Origin of the sequence: Streptomyces sp. NPDC056738 (assembly GCF_042790435.1) — a bacterium.
GTDB lineage: Bacteria > Actinomycetota > Actinomycetes > Streptomycetales > Streptomycetaceae > Streptomyces.
Genome location: NZ_JBHTZF010000018.1, coordinates 106,142 through 128,041 on the forward strand (window position 1 = coordinate 106,142; position 21,900 = coordinate 128,041).

The following is a 21,900-nucleotide window of genomic DNA, read 5'->3' on the forward strand; positions in this document are numbered from 1 at the left end:
TCTCACCGCCCGGCCCCCGGCCGGGATTCGGCCCTCCCGTCCGCACGCCCGTTCCGTCCGCTCCGGGCCAGGACGCGTGCGACATCGGTCACATGCGGACGTTGATCGGCCCGCGCGGGCAACCCCCGCATTCCCCCGCACATCTGTCCGGTCGGGAGCGGGCAGCCCCCGCGGCGCGCAACGGCGCCGCGCCGTAGGGCGGTTGGTGTTCGGCCGCCCCTGTACGAAGGAACTCAGTGCGTAGACCCCACATACGCCGCGTGGCGATCGCCGTCGCCGTGACGACGGCCGCCACGCTCCCCGGTCCCGCCTTCGCCGCCGCGCCGAACGGGCCCGCCGTCGCGGCGGCTTCGGCCTCGTCGCCCGTGGCCACCGCCAGGGCGGCCGCGTTCGCGCACGCCTCGGCCACCGGTGTCACCCGCGGCGACACCCTTCAGGCCAAGGACGTGATGACCGACCCGGACGGAAAGCGGCACGTCCGCTTCGTCCGCACCCACCAGGGCCTTCCGCTGCTCGGCGGCGACCTGGTCGTCCACCTCGGCGCGCGGGGCGAGTACCTGGGCGTGACCCGGGCCGCCGACCACGTGGTGAAGCCGTCCACCGTCGAGGCGGAACTGACGCCCGAGCAGGCGGCACGGAAGGCCGAGGCCGTCGCGAAGGGCGACGCGGACACCGCCCATCTCGTCGTGGACGCCCGCGACGGCGCCGCCGCCCTCGCCTACCAGGTGATCGTCTCGGACAGCGACACGACGCAGACCGGCGGATCGAGCACGGTCGTCGTGGACGCCCGTACCGGCGAGATCCGCAGCAACACCCCGAACACGGACGAGTTCATCTCGCCCTCCCTGGCGGCCACGCTGCGCGAGCGCGGCGAGAGCGCGAGCCCGCAGACCGGTGTCGCGGCGGGTGCCACCGCCGGGCTGTCCGGCCTCACGGGCATCGCCGCGGCGGGCCACTACCCGGCCACGGCCACGGGGAGCGGTTCCTCCCTGTTCGCGGGCAAGGTCTCCCTGACCACCACCCGCACCGCGCGGACCAGCTACGTCCTGAAGGACCCGACCCGGTGGAACACCGAGACCCGGGACGCCAGGGGCCAGGAACTGGAGTCCTTCGCGCGGGGCAAGGCGTTCACCGACGGCGACAACAAGTGGGGCGACGGCACCACCTCGGCCCGGACCACCGTCGCCGTCGACGCCCAGTACGGCATCACCCAGACCCTGGACTTCTACAAGAAGACCTTCGGCCGCAAGGGCATCAAGAACAACAGCGCCGGCGCCCGGGGAATGGTCCACTACGGCAACAAGCTCGGCAACGCCTTCTGGGACTCGTACTGCGGCTGCATGGCGTACGGCGACGGCGACGGCCGCGTGTTCAAGAAGCCGCTCGTCGTCCTCGACGTGACCGGCCACGAGCTGAGCCACGGAGTCGTCGACGCGACCGCCGCCCTCGAACCCACCCGGGTCGACGACGACGGCAACCAGTACGGCGAGGCGGGCGCCCTCAACGAGTCGCTCGCCGACATCTTCGGCACGAACGTCGAGTTCTCGGCGAACAACCCGAAGAACCCCCCGAACTACCTGATGGGGGAGAAGCTGGGACTCGCCCAGAAGTTCCTGCGCCGCCTCGACCACCCGTCCCTCGACGTCCTCGAGGAGTCGATCGACTACTGGTCGCCCGCCGTGTACGACACCGAGGTGCACGCCGGCTCCGGCGTCTCCTCGCACGCGTTCTACCTGCTCGCCGAGGGCAGCGGCCGCAAGACGATCAACGGCGTGACGTACGACTCGCCGACGTACGACGGTTCCCGGGTGACCGGGATCGGCCGCACCAAGGCCACCGCCGTCTTCTACCGCGCTCTCACCCGGTACATGGTCTCCACGACCGACTTCCACGACGCGCGCAAGGCCACGCTGAAGGCCGCCGCCGACATGTACGGCGCGAACAGCGCCGAGTACAAGGCGGTGGGCAAGGCCTGGGCCGCCGTCAACGTCACGGCCGCCAACACCCCGGCCGCCCGGCACTGACGACCGGCTCCGGCAGACGAACCGAGGGGCCCCGCCGACCGGCCGGCGGGGCCCCTCCTGCCGTGCGGCGCCTGCTCAGTGCTGCTGCGTCTTCTGCGGGGTGGCCTCACTGGGACGTACGACGACGTAGCCCTCGCCCTCCAGCTTGAGCTGCACCGCCTCGCCCGAACCGCCCCGGATCATCGAACCGATCGACTGCGAGCGGTGCAGCGAGGTCCGCAGGTGCGCGGTCCAGCCGACGACCGCGTCCGTGTCGACGAACACCGGCTGCTGCTGGGAGACGGGTATGACGAGCGGGTTGCCCTCGCAGATCAGCCCCAGGCTGCCGTGCCCGGTGAAGACGCTGTTGAACAGACCGCCGCCGGTGATGCCCGCGCCCTTGACGGTCTTGATCTCGTACGACAGCGACGCGTCGAAGCACAGGACGTTGCGGCCGTTGACCGTGAAGACGTCGCCGGGCTCGATGCCCACGATGAAACAGTTCTGCGCCTCGTGCGCGAACCAGGCCTCGCCCTGCCCGCGGACGGTCATGAGCGGAAGTCCCTCACCGGTGACCGCTCGCTTGAGCATCCCGCCCACGCCCTGGCCCTTGCGCTCGAACTGGAGGCTGCCCCGGTAGGCGACCATCGCGCCCTGACGGGCGAACATCTCGCCCTGGACGGCGTACTTGATGGACTTGGCGTTCTGGACGGTCATGCCCGCCGCGACGGCCGGCTGCACCATGTGGTCACTGGAAAAGAGATCGCTCTTCATGCGGGCATCCTGTCGCGGAGGGTGGGGCTCCGCCAGGGTCGTGGCGATCTTGGGACGAACGGTGACCGAGTCACGACATGACGAGGGCCGGCCCGGGTCAACCGGACCGGCCCACAGGTGAGTTGTCAGGCAGCGGTGGGCGCCGAGACGTGGCCGTGCAGACGGTCCAGGACCTCGGAGAGCTGCGCCGCGACCTCGGCGTCGTCGGCGGGGTGCGTCTCGGCGAAGCGGACCACGGAGCCGGGGACGGAGAGCTTGACGTCCTCCAGCACGGTGCCGCCGGCGATGCCCACGGCCTTGCGGGCCTCGTCCTGCGCCCAGACGCCGCCGAACTGGCCGTACGCGGTGCCGACCACGACGACCGGCTTGCCGGTGAAGGCGCCCGCGCCGTACGGACGGGACAGCCAGTCGATGGCGTTCTTGAGGACCGCGGGGATGGTGCCGTTGTACTCCGGCGAGAACAGCAGGAAGGCGTCGGCCTCGCCGGCCGCGGCGCGCAGGCGCGCGGCGGCGGCGGGCACGCCGCCCTCGACGTCGACGTCCTCGTTGTAGAAGGGGATCTCGGCCAGGCCCTCGAAGAGCTCGACCTCGGCACCCTCCGGAGCGAGCTTGACGGCCGCCTCGGCGAGCTGGCGGTTGTGGGAACCGGCGCGCAGGCTGCCGACGAGGGCGAGGATGCGAACGGACATGGATATCTCCAGGGGGGATGGAAACGCTGAAACATTGCCGCAATAAAACGGACCGAAGTCCGCTTAAGGTCTACCACTGAAGCGGACCGCAGTCCAGTTGGCCCCGGATGCCGTTACGCTGGCTTCATGTCCCAGCCACTTCCGCCGTTCCCGAAGCGACCGGAAACGTCCGACGAGCCCGTCCTCATGCAGCTCAGCGCGCCCGAGGCCGCCCCGCTGCGCGCCGACGCGGCCCGCAATCGCGCCCGTCTGCTGGAGGCCGCGGCCCGGCTGGTCGAGGAGCAGGGCGTGGCCAAGCTCACGATGGAGGGCGTCGCCTGCGCGGCGGCGGTGGGCAAGGGGACCGTCTTCCGGCGCTTCGGCGACCGCACCGGCCTGCTCATGGCCCTGCTCGACCACACCGAGCAGCGCTTCCAGACCGCCTTCATCAGCGGCCCGGCCCCGCTCGGTCCCGGCGCCTCCCCGGTGGAGCGCCTGCACGCCTTCGGATGCCACGCCCTGCGCCAGACCTCCGAGCAGCTCGACCTGTACCTCGCCGCCGAACCCGAGGTCACCCGCCGCTTCACCTCGGCGCCCTACCGGGTCCGCTTCATGCACGTGTGCATGCTGCTGCGCCAGGCGAGCCCGGGACCGGAGACGGACGTCGAACTGGTCGCCCAGACGCTGATGGGCTACCTCGACCCCGCGCTGATCGGCCATCTGACCCGCCAGCGCGGCATGCCGCAGGAGCGGCTGGAGGCCGGCTGGCGCGATCTGGTGGACCGCAGCGTCGGCCCGCGCCCGGCCTGAGGTCCCGTCCCCGGACGACCGGGGCCGTCTGGCGCTCCCGCCCCCGGCAGGCGGACCATGGATCCCATGGGACAACGCCTCGAAGACGTGAGCGCACCCGCCCGGATCGCCGGCCCGGACGAGGGCATCAGCGCCCAGGAACTGGCCCTCGCGACGCGGAACCACGGACTTCCCCTGGAAGCCCTGCGCTACGAGGTCACCCCTGCGGGACTGCACTACGTACTGACCCACTACGACATCCCCTACGCGGAAGAGGACTCCTGGCGCCTCGCCCTCGGCGGCCGGGTGCGGCGCCCGCTGCTGCTCGGCGTCGACGACCTCAAGGCGTACCCGTCGGTCACCCGGCGGGTGACCATGGAGTGCGCGGGCAACGGCCGGGCACTGCTGACACCCCGGCCGGTGAGCCAGCCGTGGCTCGTGGAGGCGGTCGGCACCGCCGAGTGGACGGGAGTGCCGCTGCGCCTCCTCCTCGCCGAGGCCGGGGCCGAACCGGACGCGGTGGACGTGGTGTTCACCGGCGCCGATCACGGAGTGGAACGCGGGGTCGAGCAGGACTACCAGCGCGCCCTTCCGCTGGACGTGGCGCGGGGCGAGGAGCCCGAGGTCCTGGTGGCCTACGCGATGAACGGCGCCCCGCTGCCGCCGCAGCACGGACATCCCGTACGGCTCGTGGTGCCGGGCTGGTACGGCATGGCGCACGTGAAGTGGCTCCGGGACATCACGGTGGCCGACGCGCCGTTCCGGGGATTCCAGCAGACCGTGGCCTACCGGCTGCGGCAGGAGGCCGCCGACGAGGGCGAGCCGGTCACCCGCATCGCGCCCCGCGCCCTGCTGGCCCCGCCGGGCTTCCCCGACTTCATGTCGCGGACGCGGGTGGTCCCGCCGGGCGCCGTCACCCTGACCGGACGGGCCTGGTCGGGCCGCGCACCCGTGACCGGCGTCGAGGTCAGCACGGACGCGGGGCACTCCTGGCACCCGGCCCGGCTCGACCCGCCGAACGCCCACCCATGGGCCTGGCGCGCGTGGCGGTTCACCTGGACGGCGACCCCCGGCCGTCATCTCCTCAGCGCCCGGGCGACCGACGCCGAGGGCCACACCCAGCCGCTCGACCAGCCGTGGAACCGCGGCGGCTTCGTGAACAACCTCGTCCAACAGGTCCCCGTGCACTGCCTGGATCCCGGCGACGACGACCGATGAGGCCTCCGGCGCCGACCGCACCACGGCGGCCGCGGCGACGAGGTGCGGGCACGGGCGACGGCGCGGGGACGGACACGGGCAGGGGCACGGGCACGGGGACGGTTCCCGTCCGGGACCCGCCCCCGCTCGCGCGCCCCGGCTTCGGTCAGCTGAACGGGTCCAGCGTGACGTACGCCTGCTGCGGATTGCCGTCGTTGACGAGGGACTCGTGGTTGCCGACGTCGTCGAACGCGAACGCGTAGGCCCTGCCGTCGGCCATCTGCGCGTGGATGGCGCGGGCGTACTGGTTGGTCACCGCGTCCGTGTAGAAGTTCGCGGACGAGGTGTCGGGCTGCTGGGGGTTGGTCAGCAGAGTCGTGCGGTTGAACCCCGCGCACAGGGTGCGTGAAATCGGCCCGCGCACCAGGTCGTTGGGCGCGTCGAGCCGCTTGTAGCAGCCGAAGACGCTGTCCGAGTCGGGCTTCTGGAAGCTGGTGACGACCGCTCCGGAGCTGTTGGTGAAGTTCATGACGCCACCGGAGACCCGGCCGAAGTACTTGGTGTTCGGCTGGTCGCCGAAGGGGGTCACCGTCAGCGTCGACGAAGCGTACTTCTGCCAGACGCGGTTGATGTAGTCGTCCATGACGCCGGCCGGAAGCGCGCCCGCCTCGATGCCGTGACCCGGGGCGAGCGCCCGCAGCACCGTGCCGTCGGACCGGGTCTGGATCAGGTTCGCCCAGCCGCCCGGACGGCTGCGCAGCGCGCTGAAGAACCCGTTGTAGCCGCCGGGCTTGAGGTGCCCGGTGCTCTTCGTGGTCCCGTCGGCGAGCTTGACCCCGACGGCGTACGGGGCGGAGAACATGTCGACCTGGGTGCTGTTGATCCACAGACCGGAGTCGTTGAGGGTGTACTCGGACCAGTTGAAGAGGATGTTGCGGTTCGGGTCGCTCGGATTCTGGACGGCGGGCTGAACGAGACCGCCGGTCGTCACCCGGAAGTCGAGCTTCTGCCCGAAGGAGAAGTAGAGCCGTCCGGAGAACTTGGGGAGCCGGATCGTCTTCGACTGGCCGTTGGCCGGTCCCGTGATCGACGCGTCGGGCGCGGGCGTCGGCGGGTTGCCGCCCGCGGGCCACGCGTGGAAGGTGCCGTTCGCGTCGGCCCAGCCCTGCCGTCCGGTCGAGAGCTGGGTGCCGAGGTCGTAGATGAAGACCTGGTCGCCGCGGCCGGAGTTGTTGGTGAAGGTGAGGGGGATGGTCGCCGGGACCGCGGCTTCGGCGCGGGAGGGCGCGCCGAAGGTGAGCAGTGCCGCGGCGAGTGTGGCGCAGGCCAACGCCCAGGCAGGCCATCTGATGTGTACGCGCACTCTCTGCCTCCTTGATGTGGGGGTTCAGCGAGGTGGATGCACACGGACGGGACGCGTCCGTTTTCCTTTGAGAGCGCTCTCAGAGTCCTGCGAGGTGGTGCGCCTGTCAACGAGTTGCGCAGGATTGGTCCGGTCCAACTCGGCCTGCGGTGAACCGGGTTGTGGGCTCCAGGGGTTGACCCCGCGGGCAGCCACTGGTTCAGTGGCTCATCCACTCAGCCACTGCCCGGAGGGGGAAACGTGGAGGCTCTGCCCCGCGAGACCATCGTGGACGTCCTGGAGGACCGGCTGCGCACCGACATACTCGACGGCCGCCATCCGGCGGGGAGTTACCTTCCCCCGGAGCGGCGGCTTGCCGACGGGTACGGCGTCACGCGCACCACCCTCAAGCACGCCTTCGGGCGGCTCGTCCAGGCCGGACTGCTGGAGACCCGGCACGGAGTGGGCACCCGGGTACGGGACTACGCCCGGCTCGGCGGAGCGGACCTCCTGCCCATGCTCGTACGGCACGACGCCGGCTGGGTGCGCGAGGTGTTCGAAGTGCGGCGCGGCGTCGGCGCCCTGATCGCCGAACGCGCCGCCGAACGCGGCACCCGCCCGCAACGGGCCGAACTGGGCGCGCTCCTCGACGCCGTGCTGCGCGCCGAGGACGTCGACGCGGTCCAGCTCGCCGACGTGGAGGTGCACCGCGCACTGGCCCGCGCCACGGGCAACCGCGTGTACGTCCTCCTCACGAACACGCTCTTCAACGCCTACCTGCCGGTCCGTTCCCTGCTCAAGGGCCCCTTCACCGACCCGGCGGCCGCCCACCAGCGGCTGGCCCCCGTCGTGGCGGCCGTCACCGCCGGGGACGCGAGGCGGGCGCGCGAGGCGGCCGACACCTATCTGCGGGACACCGAGCGCATCATGCTGGACGGCCTCGCATGAGGGGCACGCGGTTCACCGAGACCATGCTCGGCACTGTCCGCCTCGACGGCGAACCGGGAGAGCGCCGCGTCCGGCTCGACCTGCGCGCCGCCGCCGACCGGGTCCTGCTCCCGCACCGGACCACCCAGGCCCGCCTGACCGGCCGGGTACGCATCGCCGGACACACCGACGACCCGCACGCCGAGGGCGAGTTGGAGGTATCGCCGATCGCCCGGCGGCGCATCCGCTACCGCCTCACGTTCACCGCCGACGGGCGCCGCCTCACCCTGGACGGCTGGAAGTCGGTGACCCCGCGCCACCCCCTCGCGTCCATGACCACACTGCCGTTCACCGTGTACGAGGGCGACACCCGGGCAGGCGAGGGCGTCCTGCGGTTCCCGGCCGCCACCGGCCTCGCCCCCTTCCTGCTCAGCTTCCGCTTCCCGCGCCACGAGGACCCCGCCGAACACATGGCCCCGCGCTGGAACGGCGCCCCGGGCCGCACCGAGGTCTGGTACACCACCCTGACCGACCCGGCCACCGGCACCGGGGTCTGGCTGCACCACGAACTCACCGCGCCCGCCGACGGATCGGAGCCGTTCGCCCACGGCTGGGCCGCCGTGTTCCCCCGCGAGGGCGACGTGCGCCACGCCCGCTTCGGACCCGTCCCCTGGACCGAGCCGGCCGACGGATTCACGGCCGACGACGTGACCTGCGTCGCCGGACACCTCACGGGCAGCGCGGGCGACTTCCACTGGAAACTGCTCGAACGCCCCCAGGCCCCGGCACTGTTCACCTTCCCCCGCTGGTCCTGGCGCCGCCCCCTGCTGCCCGCCGCCCAGATGCTGCCGGCCGCCCGGGCCACGTACGAGGGCGAATTCTCGTACGGGGGAACAACCCTGAACCTGAGCGCCGCTCCCGGCGCCTCGGCCCGCATCTACGGGCACGGCAACGCGCAGCGGTGGACCTGGCTGCACGCCGACCTCGGCGACGGAGACGTTCTGGAGATCGTCGCCGCCGTGTCCACCCGGCCCGCACTGCGCCGGCTGCCCCCGCTCGTCTTCCTGCGCCTGCGCCGCCACGGCCGCACCTGGCCACGGCGGCCGGAACGCTCGGCGATCGGCCGGCTGGGACTCGGACGCTTCCGGGCCGACATCGGACTGCCCGAATGGACGGTCACCGGCCGGACGGCCCTGCGCCGCATCCGCGTCGAGGTCCGCCAGCCCCCGGAACGCACCCTCACCCTGGAGTACCGCGACCCGGACGGCGCCCGCGCGGTGTGCCGCAACAGTGAGTCCGCGGACGCCCGTGTCGTTCTGGAACGCTGGTGGGGCCGCTGGCGCCCGGAGGCCTCCTGGACCCTGGACGGCACCGCGCACGCAGAGACGGGAACACGATGACCGCCGACGGGCTCGTCGCCGCGCTCCTCGCCGACGACGGCGCCGCCGCCTGGCCCGCCCGGGTGCCGCACCGCCTCGCCTCCGTCCTCGCCGCACTGCCCGGCCCGGCCCGCGCCGGGGTGCGCACCGCCGTCGCCGCCGTCGAGACGTACGCCCTGCTGCGCACCGGCAGACGGCTGGCGGCCCTTCGCCCCGACGAACGCGAGGACGTGCTCCGCTCGCTGGCCGGACGGCCCCGGCTCGCCCCCGTGCTGGACCTCCTCAAGGTTCCCGTGCTGCTGGCCGCGGGCACCGAACGGATCCCGATGGCTCCCGCCGCGCCCGCCCCCGCCGATCCGCCCCTCGACTGCACCCCGGCCGAGCACTGGCCGGCCCGCACCACCGCCGACGCGGTCGTCGTCGGCTCCGGCGCGGGCGGCGCCATGGCCGCGCGGACCCTCGCGCGCACCGGACTGAGCGTGGTCGTCCTGGAGGAGGGCCGGCACCACCCGACGGCCTCCTTCGGCCGCCGGACACCCCTCGACCGGTTCACCGAGCTGTACCGGGACGGCGGTGCCACCGTCGCCCTCGGCAGGCCGCCGGTCCTGCTGCCGGTCGGCCGTGCCGTCGGCGGCACCACCGTCGTCAACTCCGGCACCTGCTACCGCACACCGGACCACGTCCTGGAGCGCTGGCGCGGCGTCTTCGGGTTCGCTCTCGCCGACCGCTTCGGGCCCCTGCTCGACGAGGTCGAGCGAACCCTGCGCGTGGCACCCCAGCCCCTCGACGTCCTCGGCAACAACGGGCTGCTCGCGCTCACCGGCGCCGGACGGCTCGGCTGGCGGGCCGCCCCGCTGCGCCGCAACGCCCCCGGCTGCAAGGGCTCGTGCCAGTGCGTCGTCGGCTGCCCCACGGGAGCCAAGCAGAGCGTGCAGCTGTCCGTCCTGCCCGACGCCTGCGCCGCCGGCGCCCGGATCGTCACCGGGGCGCGGGTCCGGCGCATCCTGCTGGACCACGACGTCCCCGGCCCGCCACGGGCCGCCGGAGTCCTGGCGCGCCGCCCCGACGGCAGCGACATGGAGATCCTCAGCCCTCTCGTCGTGACGGCGGCGGGAGCGCTCCAGACACCGCCCCTGCTGCGCCGTTCGGGCCTCGGCGGACACCCCCGGCTGGGCCGCAACCTCAGCGTGCACCCGGCCACCAGCGTCGCCGGACGCTTCGCCGAGCCGGTGACGGCGTGGCGGGGCGTGCTCCAGAGCGTCGGAGTCGAGGAACTCCACGAGCGCGGGATCCTCCTCGAGGCGACCGCGAGCCCACCCGGCATGAGCAGTTTCGTCCTGCCCGGCCTCGGCCGGGAACTGCGGCGTGAACTGGAGGAGTCGGACCGACTCGCGACGCTCGGCGCCATGATCGCCGACCGGCCCTCGGGGCGGGTGAGCGGCCGGGACCGGACCCTCGTCCGCTACGACCTCGACCCCCGCGACGGCGACCGTCTGATGACCGCCGTACGGGCGATGGGCCGCCTCCTCTTCGCCGCCGGGGCCACGGAGGTCCTCACCGGCATCCCCGCGGCGCCCCGCGCCGGTTCGCTCGACGCGCTCGACGCACTGCTCCGCTCGGCCGGCCCCCGTGATCTGCACGTGTCGGCCTTCCACCCGACCGGCACCGTGGCCGCCGGCGACGATCCGCTGCGGGCGCCCGCCGACCCCGAGGGAAGGCTCCGCGGCGTCCGGGGAGTCCTCGTCGCCGACGGTTCCGTCCTGCCGGGCTGCCCGGAGGTCAACCCGCAGCTCAGCATCATGGCGGCCGCCCTGGCGGTCTCGGAGGCATGGCTCGAAGGGGCCCGCCACGGGGGGTGACGCGTCGCGCGCCACCCCAATGGGCGCCCGTGGTTCGCCGCGGCCGGGCGGGACACGGAGCATGAGGGAGTCCGTACGGCAGGAAAGGCCGCGCCCCCGTGCCCCGTACGGCAGGAAGAGGCGAGCCCCCATGAGCAGACGTGTTCCCCACGGCCGGAGCGGATCACGGCGTGTCGCTGTCCTGTTGTCCGCGATCGCGTGCGGCTCCTTGCTCGTGTCGTGCAGCTCGGACGACGGCGGCAGCGGCAGCACGGCCTCCGTCACCCCGCCGAACCCGTCCAACTTCACGGGGTCGGCGCCCTCCGCCATCGCGTCCGCGGCCTCCTCGATCATCGCCTCGGCCAGCGAACGGGCGTCGTCCGCCGCCGCCTCCGTGGAGGCCAGGGCCTCGGAGTTCGCGGCCTCGGTCTCCGCCGACACCGTCCGCGCCGCGGCCACCGCCGAGAAGGAACTGAAGAACGTCCAGGGCAGCGGCAACGCGACGTCCGACGTCAGCATGAAGGGCGTGCCCACCGCGGAGACCGGCGGGCTGCGGGCCGTACTCGTCACCATCACCAACAACACGGACAAGAAGGCCTCGTACGCCGTGCAGGTCGACTTCAAGAACCCCGACGGCAAGGTCGTGGAGACGAAGTTCGTCGGCAAGGAGAACCTGGAGCCGGGGAAGAAGGCGACGCCGATCGTGATCAGCAGGCAGCCCGCCGAGCCCCAGCTCACCGCCGTGCTGGTCAAGGCCCAGCGCTACTGACGCGTCCGTCCACGCGCGGACGCCGGTGCCGGTGGCGCCGTGGCGCCCCGAAGAGCCCGCCCCCCTTTCGGGAACGGGCTCCCCGGCGCCGCGCGGCGTCGGCGCGAGCCGCGCGGCCGCCGTGGTCAGGGATACGAGACCACGGTGGACGGCACGGTGGACGTGCCCGAGGTGGGGGCGCCCGTGTCGTTGATGACGCGTTCGTACTGACCGTTGCCGCCGAGCGAGACGACCAGCAGGTCGTGGAACTTCACGCCCGGCCTGTTCGGCGCCGCGAATCCGTGGTGCTGGACGATCGTGGGATCGACGTTGTAGTAGCAGTAGCTGCCCAGGCCCCAGCCCTCGTGGGTGGTCACCGAGTCGCCGACCTTGTAGGCCGCGTACCCCTTGACGCTCCCGTTCTGGACGGCGGCCTGGTTCGGCGCGTCGTACGCCTTCTCGTTCTGGAAGAAGATGGTGCGGCCCCGCTGGCCGTACCACTGCACGTCGTACTTGTTGAAGTGTTCGACGAACAGGCCCGTGGCCAGGACGTCGTCTCCGTTGACGCGGATGCCGTAGTCGGCCCGGTTGGTCTCCCAGCCGACGCCGGTACCGTGGTCGGCCCGCCAGACCCACGTGTGGTCGACGATCGTGTGCCGGCTGTTGACGACGATGCTGGTCGTCGCCTTGCCCGCGCCCGCGCCCCCGATGCGCACGAAGACGTCCTGCACGGTGGTCGGATTGGCCGAGTGGTCGGCGGACGCCCCGGCCGGGCCGATCTCCAGGAGGGTCGCGGAGTTGACGGGACCGGCGTCGATCAGGAAGCCGGCCAGCCGGACGCCGTCCACGTCGGCCGTCTTGAGCACGGTCACACCGTTGTCCGGGACGAGCGTGGCGTAGCCGAGGCCGAGGACCACGGTCCCCGCGCGGTTCACCTGGATCGGCTGGTTCAGGTGGTAGATCCCCGGTGTCAGCAGCAGGTGGAGCCCCTGGGCGAGCGCCGCGTTCAAGGTGGCCGCCGTGACGCCGGGCTTGGCCACGTAGAACTGGGAGAGCGGGAGCGACGAGCCGCGCGGGGTGCCGTTCCCCCAGGTGGTGCCGCGCGCGTTCACGCGCTTCTCGGGCAGGAACACCCGGTATTCGCTGCCGCTGAGATACAGGAAGGGCTTCTCGCGGGACACCGGTGTCGTGTCGAGGGTGGTGTACGGCGGGTTCGGGAACGACTGCGCGGGCGCGCCCTGGACGCCCGAGAACACCATGTTCCAGACGGCGTTGACCCAGCCGCCCACCGAGCTGTCGCGGGTGTACCACTGCTGCTGCGAGTACGGTCCCACCGAGCCGTCGATCCGGCTGTCGGCGATGTAGCCGCCGCTGGCCCAGCCGTAGCCGGCGGGTGCGAGGTTGAGCCCGCCCTTGACGTGCATACGACGGAACGGGGCGGCCTGGGCCACCGCCCACCTGTTGGTGCCGCTGACCGGGCTGAGGGCGAGGTTCTCCGCCGAGCGCCAGAAGTTCTGGGTGGCGTTGCCGTTGAACCAGCCGGCGTCGACGGTCACGTCACCGTTGATCGTCGTGTCGTCGGGTGACAGGCCGAGGCCCGCGATCGAGGTGTAGAAGCCGAGCTGGGCGTTGAGCCCGTTGTACGTGCCCGGCTTGAACAGGAACGCGTAGCGGCCCGTGCCGAACTGGGCGGACTCCTGCTGCCGGAAGACCTGGTCGAGCCTGGCCTGGATTCCGGGGGTCGACGGGTCGAAGACGATGACGTTCGGGCCGAGATCGCCGCCGCCGGGAAGGGCGGACGGCTGCCGGGCGGGCCGGGTGACGGGCCGGGCGGGGGACGCGGAGGCGGGTGAGGACAGCGCGAGCAGTCCGGGCGCGGCAGCGCCGGCCGCCACCGCTCCGAGGACGGTGCGCCGCGCGACGGTGGGGCGACCGGGGTCCGGGGCGTCTGTGGGGGTTGGAGGCATGGGGGGCGACTCTCCTGGTTCAGGAAGTGAACGGTGGGAGGTACGGGGGAGCGCTCTCTCGCCGATGCATGCTTCATCCAGGTGAACGACGCGTCAAGAGTTGTGACCGGAGTCCGGGATGTTGTTGCACGGCGACAGAGCAACGCCGCCTGCATTTGCGGTACTTGGCGGGAGAATGACGGGGTTCGAAGATCCGTGACGAACCCGGGATTGTGTTCAAGAGGTGCGCACATCGCCGCTGCCGGATGATCCTTCGTCAACTCCCTTGACACTCGCGCGCGACCGCCACAACACTCCTCGGCGGGAGAGCGCTCTCCCATTTCCTCGGCACATGTGATGGACCGTCACGCGGAAGGCCGGGCGGTGGCGTGCTCGGCGCCCGCCCGGCCCTCCGGCCCCCACCGTCCCCATCGACGTGGCAGGAGGTCTCCATGGCACGGAGATCGAAGATCGTCTCAGGAATCCTGATGTCCAGCGCGCTGGTGCTGACCTCGCTCGGCCTGGCCGGAGTGGCGATGAGCGCCGACCCCGCGTCCGGTCCGGCGGCGTCCGTGAACGGAGCGACGACCGTCCACGCGGCGCACGCGATGCCCGCGTCCACGCTCTCCTCACCCGAGGACCCGGACGGCGACGGCTACATCCCGGCGAATCCGCCGGTCACCGGCGTCGTCCCGTCCAAGGCGGAGCCGCCGCACCGCTACTTCCACGAGTTCCAGGCGAACTGTTCGGTGACCCGCACCAGGCCGGACGACCCGATCGTCTACCCGGGCCAGCCCGGCAAGTCCCACGACCACACCTTCATGGGCAACACCACGACCGACGCGGCCAGCACCACCGCCTCGCTCGACGCCGGTTCGACCTCCTGCAGGGCCCCCGGCGACAAGTCCGCGTACTGGATGCCGACCCTGCTCAAGGGCGGCACCCCCGTCCTGCCGGTGGGTCCGCAGGTCATCTACTACAAGGCCGGTGTCACCGACTACACCAGTGTGCGGCCCTTCCCGAAGGGGCTGCGCTTCGTGGTCGGCAGCCCCATGCAGTCCGCGGCCGACTTCCGCAACCACCGGGGGTTCGTCGAGGGATGGGAGTGCGGCAACAGCTACTTCAACACGGACTTCCCGCAGCAGTGCCCGACCAGCGCCGACGTCCAGCTCAACATCCGTTTCCAGGCGCCCAGCTGCTGGGACGGCAGGAACCTCGACACCCCCAACCACCAGAGCCACATGGCGTATCCGGTGGTCAACCCCGGCACGAACAACAACATCTGCCCGGACGACCACCCGGTCGCCCTGCCGATGATCGAGTTCAAGATGGCCTTCCCGGTCAACGGTGACATGTCGCAGGTGCGGCTTTCGAGCGGCGCCGGCTACTCCTTCCACTACGACTTCTTCAACGCGTGGGACCCGGCGACACAGAAGGCACTCGTCGACCACTGTGTCGTCGGCGGGCTCCAGTGCGACGCCCGCGGCTACGACCAGACCCACCCCGAGGCGGGCGCGGCCCTCGACGCGAACTACCGGCTTCCCTGACGGGGAGCGGACACGTTCCGCCGGTCCGGCACACCCGGGTCGGCGGGACCGACCGCCCCTCCGTCATCCTGCGCACCGGCGCCTTCGTCACCCGCGCCCGCGCACTCCGCCGCGTCCCGCGCCACCCCCTCCCCACCTCCGCACGTCCCGCCTCCTCTCGGCATCCGCACCCTCCCCGCATCCCTCACCCGTACACCGGACGGACACTCATGACCGGATCCCGTACCACCCGGCGCCGCGTCGCCGCTCCCCTCACCGCGGGCCTGCTCGCCGCGGGCGCGCTCGTCCTGCCCGCGCAACAGGCCCAGGCGGCCGGCGGCGTCGTCAAGGTCAGCGGCTCGCAGGGCAACTGGCGCCTGACCGTCGACGGAAGCCCGTACCAGATCAAGGGCCTCACCTGGGGGCCCGCCGTCGCCGACGCCGGGCGCTACATGCCCGACCTGAAGTCGATGGGCGTCAACACCGTCCGCACATGGGGCACGGACGCCTCCAGCAAGCCCCTCTTCGACGCCGCGGCCGCCCAGGGCATCAGGGTGATCGCCGGCTTCTGGCTGCAGCCCGGCGGCGGTCCCGGCAGCGGCGGCTGTGTGAACTACCTGACGGACACGGCCTACAAGAACCAGGTGCTCACCGAGTTCCCCCAGTGGGCCGCCACCTACAAGGACAACCCCGGCGTCCTGATGTGGGACGTGGGGAACGAGTCCGTGCTCGGACTCCAGAACTGCTACAGCGGCGCCGAGTTGGAACGGCAGCGCGACGCCTACACGACGCTCGTGAACGACATCGCGAAGAAGATCCACGCCGTCGACCCCAACCACCCCGTCACCTCGACCGACGCGTGGACCGGCGCCTGGCCCTACTACAAGCGGAACGCGCCCGACCTGGACCTGTACGCGGTCAACGCCTACAACGCCGTCTGTGACGTCAAGTCGGCCTGGCAGCAGGGTGGTTACACCAAGCCGTACATCATCACCGAAAGCGGTCCCGCGGGAGAGTGGGAGGTGCCGGACGACGCCGACGGCGTCCCCGCCGAACCCGCCGACCGGGCGAAGGCGGACGGCTACACCCGGGCCTGGAACTGCGTCACCGGACACCAGGGCGTCGCGCTCGGCGCCACGCTGTTCCACTACGGCACCGAGTACGACTTCGGCGGCATCTGGTTCAACCTGCTGCCCGCGGGCGAGAAGCGGCTGTCGTACTACGCCGTGAAGAAGGCGTACGGGGGCGACACCTCGCGTGACAACACCCCGCCGGTCGTCAGCTCCCTGACCGTCGAGGGCGACGCGGGCAAGGTGCCCGCCGGACGCGACCTCACGCTGGCGGTCAAGGCCGCCGACCCCGACGGGGATCAGGTCACGTACGAAGTGCTGGACAACAGCATGTACATCGACCAGAGCAAGCAGCTCAACCCGCTGCCGTTCACGGACCTCGGCGGCGGCCGGCTCCGGGTTACCGCGCCGGACCGGCCCGGAGTGTGGAAGTTCTACGTCAAGGTCAAGGACGGCCGGGGCAACGTCGGTGTCGAGACCCTCTCCGCGCGGGTCGTCCCGCCCACGCCGAGCGGAACGGACATCGCGCTCGGGAAGCCGGCCACCGCCTCCTCGTACCAGACCGGCGGCGGCGACTGCCCCTGCACCGCGGCCGGTGCCGTCGACGGGAACCTCGCCACGCGCTGGGCCAGCGACTGGAGCGACCCCCAGTGGCTGCGGGTCGACCTCGGCACCCGGAGCTCGTTCCGGCATGTGCAACTGGTCTGGGAGACCTCGTACGCCAAGGCCTACACCGTGCAGACCTCGGACGACGGGCAGAACTGGACCACCGTCCGGACGGTCACCGACGGCAACGGCGGTGTCGACGACCTCGACGTGTCCGGCACCGGCCGCTACGTCCGGGTCAACGGCACGGCCCGGGGCACCGGTTGGGGCTACTCGCTGTACGAGTTCGGGGTGTACAACTGAATCACGTCACCCTCGGAGAGCGCTCTCCCAGGAATGAGGCGGCAAGCGTGAGCGGCACGGACGACGCGGCGGAGCGCGAGGCGCTCCTCGGCAAACTCACCCTCCGCGAGAAGGTCCGGCTGCTGACCGGCGCGACCACCTGGCGCACCCGGGCCGAACCGGCTCTGGGACTGCGGGAGATGGTCCTGTCGGACGGTCCCGCCGGGGTGCGCGGACAGTCCTGGGACGAGCGCGATCCGGCCCTGCTGCTGCCCTCGGCGTCCGCGCTCGGGGCCCTGTGGGACGAGGACATGGTGGAGCGTCTCGGCGGGCTGCTGGCCGCCGAGGCGCGCCGCAAGGGTGTCGACGTCGTCCTCGCGCCCACCCTCAACCTTCACCGGACACCGCTCGGCGGGCGGCACTTCGAGTGCTTCTCCGAGGACCCCTGGCTGACCGGCCGCACCGGCGCCGCGCTCGTCCGGGGCATCCAGGCGCACGGAGTGGCGGCCACCGCGAAGCACTACGTGGCCAACGACTCCGAGACCGACCGGCTGACCGTCGACGTACGGGTGTCCGAGCGGGTCCTGCGGGAGGTGTACCTGGCACCGTTCGAGGCGGCCGTCGAGGCCGGCGTCCGGGTCGTCATGGCCGGGTACAACGGCGTCGACGGAGCCACGATGACCGCCAGTCCGCTGCTCGCCGAGCCCCTCAAGGGGGAGTGGGGCTTCGAGGGCGTGGTCGTCTCCGACTGGGGCGCGGTACGGAACGGGGAGGAGTCCGCCTGCGCCGCCCTCGACCTCGCGATGCCCGGCCCCGAGAGCGCCTGGGGCGAGGCGCTGGTGCGGGCCGTGGACGAGGGACGCGTCTCGCGGGAAGCCGTCGACGAGAAGGTACGACGCCTGCTGGCCCTCGCCGCCGTGCGCGGGGCGCTGGGCGAACCGGGGGTCGCGCCGGGGGCGCCGTCGGCCGCTGAGCGGGAGCCGGAGCCGGAGCCGGAGCCGTTGCTGGAGCCGTCGTGCGTGTCTGGTGCGCCGGTGTCGGTGTCGGATTCGGGGGCGCAGACCTCGCTGGTACCCGCGGCCGCGGATCCGCAACCCGAGTTGCCGTGCGTGCCGGTGATGTCGTCGTCGGATCCGCAGCCACAGCCGGAGCCGCAGCCGCAGCCGCCAGGCGGGCCTGCGACGCGGGAGTCCCGCTCGGAGGCGCGCACGCAGGCGCCCTGTGGGCCTCCGATGCACGACGTGCCCGCGGCCGAGCGGCGAGCGGGCCCGCCGCGCGTGCCCGCGGCGGCGAAACCGGCCCCGGAGCGCGCCGGACGGGAAGAAGCACACGCCTTGCTGCGCGAAGCCGTCGCCGCGAGCACCGTCCTGCTGTGCAATCGCGGTGTCCTCCCGATCGACCCCGCCCGGTTGCGCACCGTCGCCGTGATCGGCGAGCACGCCGTCCGGCCGCGCACCCAGGGCGGCGGCAGCGCGGGGGTCTTCCCCGAGCGGGTCGTCACTCCGCTGGACGGGATCAGGGACGCGCTCGGCGACGGCGTACGCGTCGTCCACGTGCCGGGCCCCTCGACCGGCGCGCCCGCGGCGCCCCTGGCCCCCGACCTGTGCACCGACCCCGTCACGGGCGAACCGGGAGTCCGGCTGCGTGTGCTCGACCCGGAAGGGCTTGAACTGCTCACCGAACACCGGCTCGGCGGACGTCAGTTGGAACCACCGCTGCCACCCGGCGCGCACACCGTCGAGATCGCCGCCCTCCTGCTCCCGCGGACCTCGGGGCCGTGGACGCTGGGAGTCGGCGGGTTCGGCCGCCTGAGCGTCGCCGTCGACCAACGCGTCGTCCTGCAAGGCGAGTTCGATAAGCAGACCGACGATCCGGCGGTCGTCCACGTGAACCCGCCCGTCCACGATGCGACCGTCCACCTGACGGCGGGACGCGTGGTGAGCGTGGTGGCGCGCCGTGAACTGGCCCCGGGGACCGGCCGGGCCACCGTCGTCACCGCGGCCCCGCCCCACCCCGAAGACGGTCCGGCCCTGGCCGAGGCGGTCCGCGCGGCCCGCGACGCGGACGCGGCGATCGTGGTCGTCGGCACCACCGAGCACGGCGAGTCCGAGGGATGCGACCGGACGGACCTCGGCCTCGGCGGACGCCAGGACGAGCTGGTCCACGCGGTGACCGCTGCCGCACCGCACACGGTCGTCGTGGTCAACAGCGGCGGACCGGTCGAACTGCCCTGGCGCGCGCGGGCCGGTGCCGTCCTGCTGACCTGGTTCCCGGGCCAGGAGGGCGGAGCGGGCCTGGCCGACGTCCTGTTCGGCCGGGCCGAACCCGGCGGGCGGCTGCCCACGACCTGGCCGGCGGCCCTCGCCGACGCCCCGGTCACCCGGACCCGGCCCGAGAACGGACACCTCGACTACGCCGAGGGCCTGCACATCGGCTACCGCGCCTGGGCGCGTCACGACCGCGAACCGGCCTACTGGTTCGGGCACGGACTCGGCTTCACCACCTGGGCGTACGACGGGTTGCGCGTCCCCGACGACATCGTGGCCGGCGAGTCCTTCACCGTGCGGGTCACCGTCCGCAACACGGGACCGCGACGCGGACGCGAGGTGGTCCAGGTCTATCTCGCCGGGCCCCCCGGCCCCCCGGACCGTCCGGAACGCTGGCTCGCGGGGTACGCCGCGGTCACCGCCGAACCGGGCGAGCGGGCGACCGTGGACGTGCGGATACCGGCGCGAGCGCTGCGCCACTGGGCCGAGGACGCACTCGCGTGGCGCACGCGGCCCGGCCCCTACCGTGTGCTCGCCGGGAGCTCCGCGGGCGCCCTGCCGCTGACGGCCACCGCATCGGTGCGGGCCGCCCGCTGAGCGCGGGGTGGACGGGGAGAGCGCTCTATCCCGGTGCGGTGCCGTGCGGTTAGGGTGCCGCCATGAGCAGACAGGCTCCCACGCTGGAGGATGTCGCGCGGGTGGCCGGAGTCTCGCGCGCGACCGTGTCCCGGGTCATCAACGGTGTCCGCAACGTCGACCCCGGGATCCAGGAGGTGGTGCGCCAGGCCATCGAGCGCACCGGATACGCGCCCAACCGCGCCGCGCGATCACTGGTGACCCGGCGCAGTCAGACGGTGGCGCTGATCGTCTCCGGCGCGGGCGACACCCCGGGGGAGGAGCAGAACGCCTTCGCCGCGCGGGTGTTCGCGGACCCCTTCTTCGGACGGGTCGTCAGCGGTGTCGTGGGGTACCTGCGGCCCCGCTCGATGCACCCGCTGCTGATGTTCGCCGAATCGGCGGAGACCAGGGCCCAGGTGCTGGCCGACCTCCGGCAGGGCAGCGCGGACGGCGCGCTCGTCGTCTCCACCCACGCCGACGACCCGCTGCCCGCCCTGCTCGCCGACGCGGGTCTGCCCGCCGTCCTCTTCGCCCGGCCCTCCCGCCCCGTGCCGCTCAGTTACGTCGACCTGGCCCACCGCGAGGGGGCGCGGCTGGCGGCCGAACACCTGCTGAACCGGGGGTGCCGGCGGATCGTCACCGTCACCGGGCCGCTGGGCGTGGCCGCGAGCCAGGACCGGCTCGCCGGGTTCCGCGACACGATGGCCCGCGGCGGACACCCGTACGTGCCCGTCGCCGAGGGCGGGTTCACGCTGGACAGCGGTATGGCGGCGATGTCCGGGCTGCTCGCCGAACACCCTGATGTGGACGGGGTGTTCGCCGCCAACGACCTGATGGCGCAGGGCGTGTGCCAACTGCTGCGGGAGCGGGGCAGACAGGTGCCGGACGATGTCGCGGTCGTCGGCTTCGACGACTCCAGCGTGGCGGTGACCTGCCGCCCGCCGCTGACCACCGTGCGCCAGCCGGTCGAGGAGATGGCCGCGGCCATGGCCGCCCTGCTCGACGAACACATCCGAGGCGTCCGCACCGAACCCACGTCGCTGATCTTCGACCCGGAACTCGTGGTCCGCGCGTCGGCCTAGCCCGTCTCCTCGACTTGGGTGTCGCGGCGGGAGGGCCTTGTCAGTCGGGTCCGGCCCAGTCGAAGGTGATGTGCTTGCTGGAAAGGCCCTCGCGGCTCCAGAGGAAGCCGTGGGCGTCGGCGCGGTCCACCGTCGAGCGGCCCCAGGTGGCCACCTGGCCCGGTCCGGTCTCCGCGCCCGGAAGGTTGGTCGACTGGACGCGCGCGCCCTTTGGGGTCGTGGGTCCCGTGAGCGCCTCCGCGCTCGCCTCGACCCGGCCCGGCACCACGGCCCGCCAGCTCGCGAGGTCGTCGGCCACCTCGATCTCGATGGGGGCGAACTCCATGCCGCGCATGTCCGCGTCCATCATGCTCACCATCTGGGCGGGCCAACTGCCCGCCTGCCCACCGAAGATCATCTGAAGTGCCTGACGCTGGGGGTCGTCGGCGCGCTCGTCGACGAAGACCGCGGCGTACGTGTCGCTGTGCTCGCCCCAGATGTTCCCGACGAACGAGGCCACCATCAGCACGTTCAGACCGTCCAGGGACACGTCACCGTAGCGGCCGTCGCGGATGTGCCAGGCCAGGATGCCGTCGCAGTCGCCGTGGGTGGGCAACTGCGCGAACGAGCAGGGGCAGGGCACGTTGCACTTGCAGGTGTCGAACCAGTCGCCCGCCGCGTGCCACCGGGGAACGGTCGCCGTCGTCTCGGACATACTCCCTGCCTCCTCGTGACCGTGCCGGGACGTCGGTCTCGGGAGGACGGCGGAGCCCCCGGGAGCCATCACCGGCCCACGCCCGGGTCGTACGCGTATCACCCCGATTGTCTCACTGTCGGGGGCGTTGCAGGAGGTGGTTTC

At 72.5% G+C, this 21,900-nt stretch carries 16 protein-coding genes; 11 read left to right on the top strand and 5 right to left on the bottom strand.

All coding sequences use genetic code 11. The features are described from left to right. The first annotated feature begins 236 nt into the window (after positions 1 to 236). On the top strand, positions 237 to 2,024 hold the full coding sequence (locus tag ACFRIC_RS35895; protein ID WP_382795027.1) for a M4 family metallopeptidase: 1,788 nt from the start codon (positions 237 to 239) through the stop codon (positions 2,022 to 2,024). Positions 2,025 to 2,099: 75 nt separating this feature from the next. Here the strand turns inward: ACFRIC_RS35895 and ACFRIC_RS35900 are convergent, their stop codons facing one another. Both ACFRIC_RS35900 and ACFRIC_RS35905 read right to left on the bottom strand, forming a co-directional pair. Continuing rightward, complete coding sequence (locus tag ACFRIC_RS35900) at positions 2,100 to 2,777, bottom strand: AIM24 family protein (protein ID WP_355776017.1); 678 nt, start codon at positions 2,775 to 2,777, stop codon at positions 2,100 to 2,102. 125 nt (positions 2,778 to 2,902) lie between these two features. Next, positions 2,903 to 3,466, bottom strand: a complete 564-nt coding sequence (locus ACFRIC_RS35905; protein ID WP_382795030.1) for an NAD(P)H-dependent oxidoreductase — start codon at positions 3,464 to 3,466, stop codon at positions 2,903 to 2,905. Between the two features lie 126 nt (positions 3,467 to 3,592). On the opposite strand from ACFRIC_RS35905, the gene ACFRIC_RS35910 reads away from it, so the two are divergent. Together ACFRIC_RS35910 and ACFRIC_RS35915 are read left to right on the top strand one after the other, a co-directional pair. Beyond that, positions 3,593 to 4,255: a TetR/AcrR family transcriptional regulator gene (locus tag ACFRIC_RS35910; RefSeq protein ID WP_382795032.1), complete on the top strand. Its 663-nt coding sequence runs from the start codon at positions 3,593 to 3,595 to the stop codon at positions 4,253 to 4,255. A 66-nt stretch (positions 4,256 to 4,321) separates the two neighbouring features. Then, positions 4,322 to 5,452 carry a sulfite oxidase gene (locus ACFRIC_RS35915; protein ID WP_382795035.1) on the top strand — a complete coding sequence of 377 codons (1,131 nt, stop codon included), beginning with the start codon at positions 4,322 to 4,324 and terminating at the stop codon, positions 5,450 to 5,452. Between the two features lie 145 nt (positions 5,453 to 5,597). On the opposite strand, the gene ACFRIC_RS35920 is transcribed toward ACFRIC_RS35915, so the two are convergent. Continuing rightward, a complete protein-coding gene (locus ACFRIC_RS35920; RefSeq protein ID WP_382795038.1) occupies positions 5,598 to 6,794 on the bottom strand; it encodes a glycoside hydrolase family 64 protein in 1,197 nt (398 codons plus the stop codon). Positions 6,795 to 7,034: 240 nt separating this feature from the next. Here ACFRIC_RS35920 and ACFRIC_RS35925 point away from each other — a divergent pair, with 240 nt between their 5' ends. The 4 genes from ACFRIC_RS35925 (at position 7,035) to ACFRIC_RS35940 (ending at position 11,686) form a co-directional block, all read left to right on the top strand. Continuing rightward, positions 7,035 to 7,721 (top strand): FadR/GntR family transcriptional regulator, encoded by a 687-nt coding sequence (locus tag ACFRIC_RS35925; protein ID WP_382795041.1) that lies wholly within the window; start codon positions 7,035 to 7,037, stop codon positions 7,719 to 7,721. Next, positions 7,718 to 9,100, top strand: coding sequence for a hypothetical protein (locus tag ACFRIC_RS35930; RefSeq protein ID WP_382795044.1), 1,383 nt, complete (start codon positions 7,718 to 7,720; stop codon positions 9,098 to 9,100). The genes ACFRIC_RS35925 and ACFRIC_RS35930 overlap by 4 nt, the downstream gene beginning before the upstream one ends. Further along, complete coding sequence (locus ACFRIC_RS35935) at positions 9,097 to 10,938, top strand: GMC family oxidoreductase N-terminal domain-containing protein (protein ID WP_382795047.1); 1,842 nt, start codon at positions 9,097 to 9,099, stop codon at positions 10,936 to 10,938. Before ACFRIC_RS35930 ends, ACFRIC_RS35935 begins: the two co-directional genes overlap by 4 nt. A 130-nt stretch (positions 10,939 to 11,068) precedes the next feature. After that, a complete protein-coding gene (locus ACFRIC_RS35940; protein WP_382795050.1) occupies positions 11,069 to 11,686 on the top strand; it encodes a hypothetical protein in 618 nt (205 codons plus the stop codon). Positions 11,687 to 11,811: 125 nt separating this feature from the next. On the opposite strand, the gene ACFRIC_RS35945 is transcribed toward ACFRIC_RS35940, so the two are convergent. Next, a complete protein-coding gene (locus ACFRIC_RS35945) occupies positions 11,812 to 13,632 on the bottom strand; it encodes a coagulation factor 5/8 type domain-containing protein (RefSeq protein WP_382795053.1) in 1,821 nt (606 codons plus the stop codon). A gap of 431 nt (positions 13,633 to 14,063) precedes the next feature. On the opposite strand from ACFRIC_RS35945, the gene ACFRIC_RS35950 reads away from it, so the two are divergent. From ACFRIC_RS35950 to ACFRIC_RS35965, 4 genes are all read left to right on the top strand, one after another. Further along, complete coding sequence (locus ACFRIC_RS35950) at positions 14,064 to 15,158, top strand: DUF1996 domain-containing protein (RefSeq protein WP_382795056.1); 1,095 nt, start codon at positions 14,064 to 14,066, stop codon at positions 15,156 to 15,158. Between the two features lie 209 nt (positions 15,159 to 15,367). Beyond that, positions 15,368 to 17,116 carry a discoidin domain-containing protein gene (locus ACFRIC_RS35955; protein ID WP_382795059.1) on the top strand — a complete coding sequence of 583 codons (1,749 nt, stop codon included), beginning with the start codon at positions 15,368 to 15,370 and terminating at the stop codon, positions 17,114 to 17,116. Between the two features lie 47 nt (positions 17,117 to 17,163). Then, on the top strand, positions 17,164 to 19,959 hold the full coding sequence (locus ACFRIC_RS35960; RefSeq protein WP_382795061.1) for a glycoside hydrolase family 3 C-terminal domain-containing protein: 2,796 nt from the start codon (positions 17,164 to 17,166) through the stop codon (positions 19,957 to 19,959). 62 nt (positions 19,960 to 20,021) lie between these two features. Then, positions 20,022 to 21,062 carry a LacI family DNA-binding transcriptional regulator gene (locus ACFRIC_RS35965; RefSeq protein WP_382795063.1) on the top strand — a complete coding sequence of 347 codons (1,041 nt, stop codon included), beginning with the start codon at positions 20,022 to 20,024 and terminating at the stop codon, positions 21,060 to 21,062. Between the two features lie 40 nt (positions 21,063 to 21,102). Here the strand turns inward: ACFRIC_RS35965 and ACFRIC_RS35970 are convergent, their stop codons facing one another. Then, complete coding sequence (locus ACFRIC_RS35970; protein WP_382795066.1) at positions 21,103 to 21,756, bottom strand: DUF1326 domain-containing protein; 654 nt, start codon at positions 21,754 to 21,756, stop codon at positions 21,103 to 21,105. Positions 21,757 to 21,900: the final 144 nt, after the last annotated feature.

Excerpts from the sequence above, each read along its gene's own strand:
- ACFRIC_RS35900 (WP_355776017.1), bottom strand. The coding sequence starts at position 2,777 with ATGAAGAGCGATCTCTTTTCCAGTGACCACATGGTGCAGCCGGCCGTC.
- ACFRIC_RS35905 (WP_382795030.1), bottom strand. The coding sequence starts at position 3,466 with ATGTCCGTTCGCATCCTCGCCCTCGTCGGCAGCCTGCGCGCCGGTTCC.
- ACFRIC_RS35910 (WP_382795032.1), top strand. The coding sequence starts at position 3,593 with ATGTCCCAGCCACTTCCGCCGTTCCCGAAGCGACCGGAAACGTCCGAC.
- ACFRIC_RS35915 (WP_382795035.1), top strand. The coding sequence starts at position 4,322 with ATGGGACAACGCCTCGAAGACGTGAGCGCACCCGCCCGGATCGCCGGC.
- ACFRIC_RS35930 (WP_382795044.1), top strand. The coding sequence starts at position 7,718 with ATGAGGGGCACGCGGTTCACCGAGACCATGCTCGGCACTGTCCGCCTC.
- ACFRIC_RS35935 (WP_382795047.1), top strand. The coding sequence starts at position 9,097 with ATGACCGCCGACGGGCTCGTCGCCGCGCTCCTCGCCGACGACGGCGCC.
- ACFRIC_RS35940 (WP_382795050.1), top strand. The coding sequence starts at position 11,069 with ATGAGCAGACGTGTTCCCCACGGCCGGAGCGGATCACGGCGTGTCGCT.
- ACFRIC_RS35945 (WP_382795053.1), bottom strand. The coding sequence starts at position 13,632 with ATGCCTCCAACCCCCACAGACGCCCCGGACCCCGGTCGCCCCACCGTC.
- ACFRIC_RS35950 (WP_382795056.1), top strand. The coding sequence starts at position 14,064 with ATGGCACGGAGATCGAAGATCGTCTCAGGAATCCTGATGTCCAGCGCG.
- ACFRIC_RS35955 (WP_382795059.1), top strand. The coding sequence starts at position 15,368 with ATGACCGGATCCCGTACCACCCGGCGCCGCGTCGCCGCTCCCCTCACC.
- ACFRIC_RS35965 (WP_382795063.1), top strand. The coding sequence starts at position 20,022 with ATGAGCAGACAGGCTCCCACGCTGGAGGATGTCGCGCGGGTGGCCGGA.
- ACFRIC_RS35970 (WP_382795066.1), bottom strand. The coding sequence starts at position 21,756 with ATGTCCGAGACGACGGCGACCGTTCCCCGGTGGCACGCGGCGGGCGAC.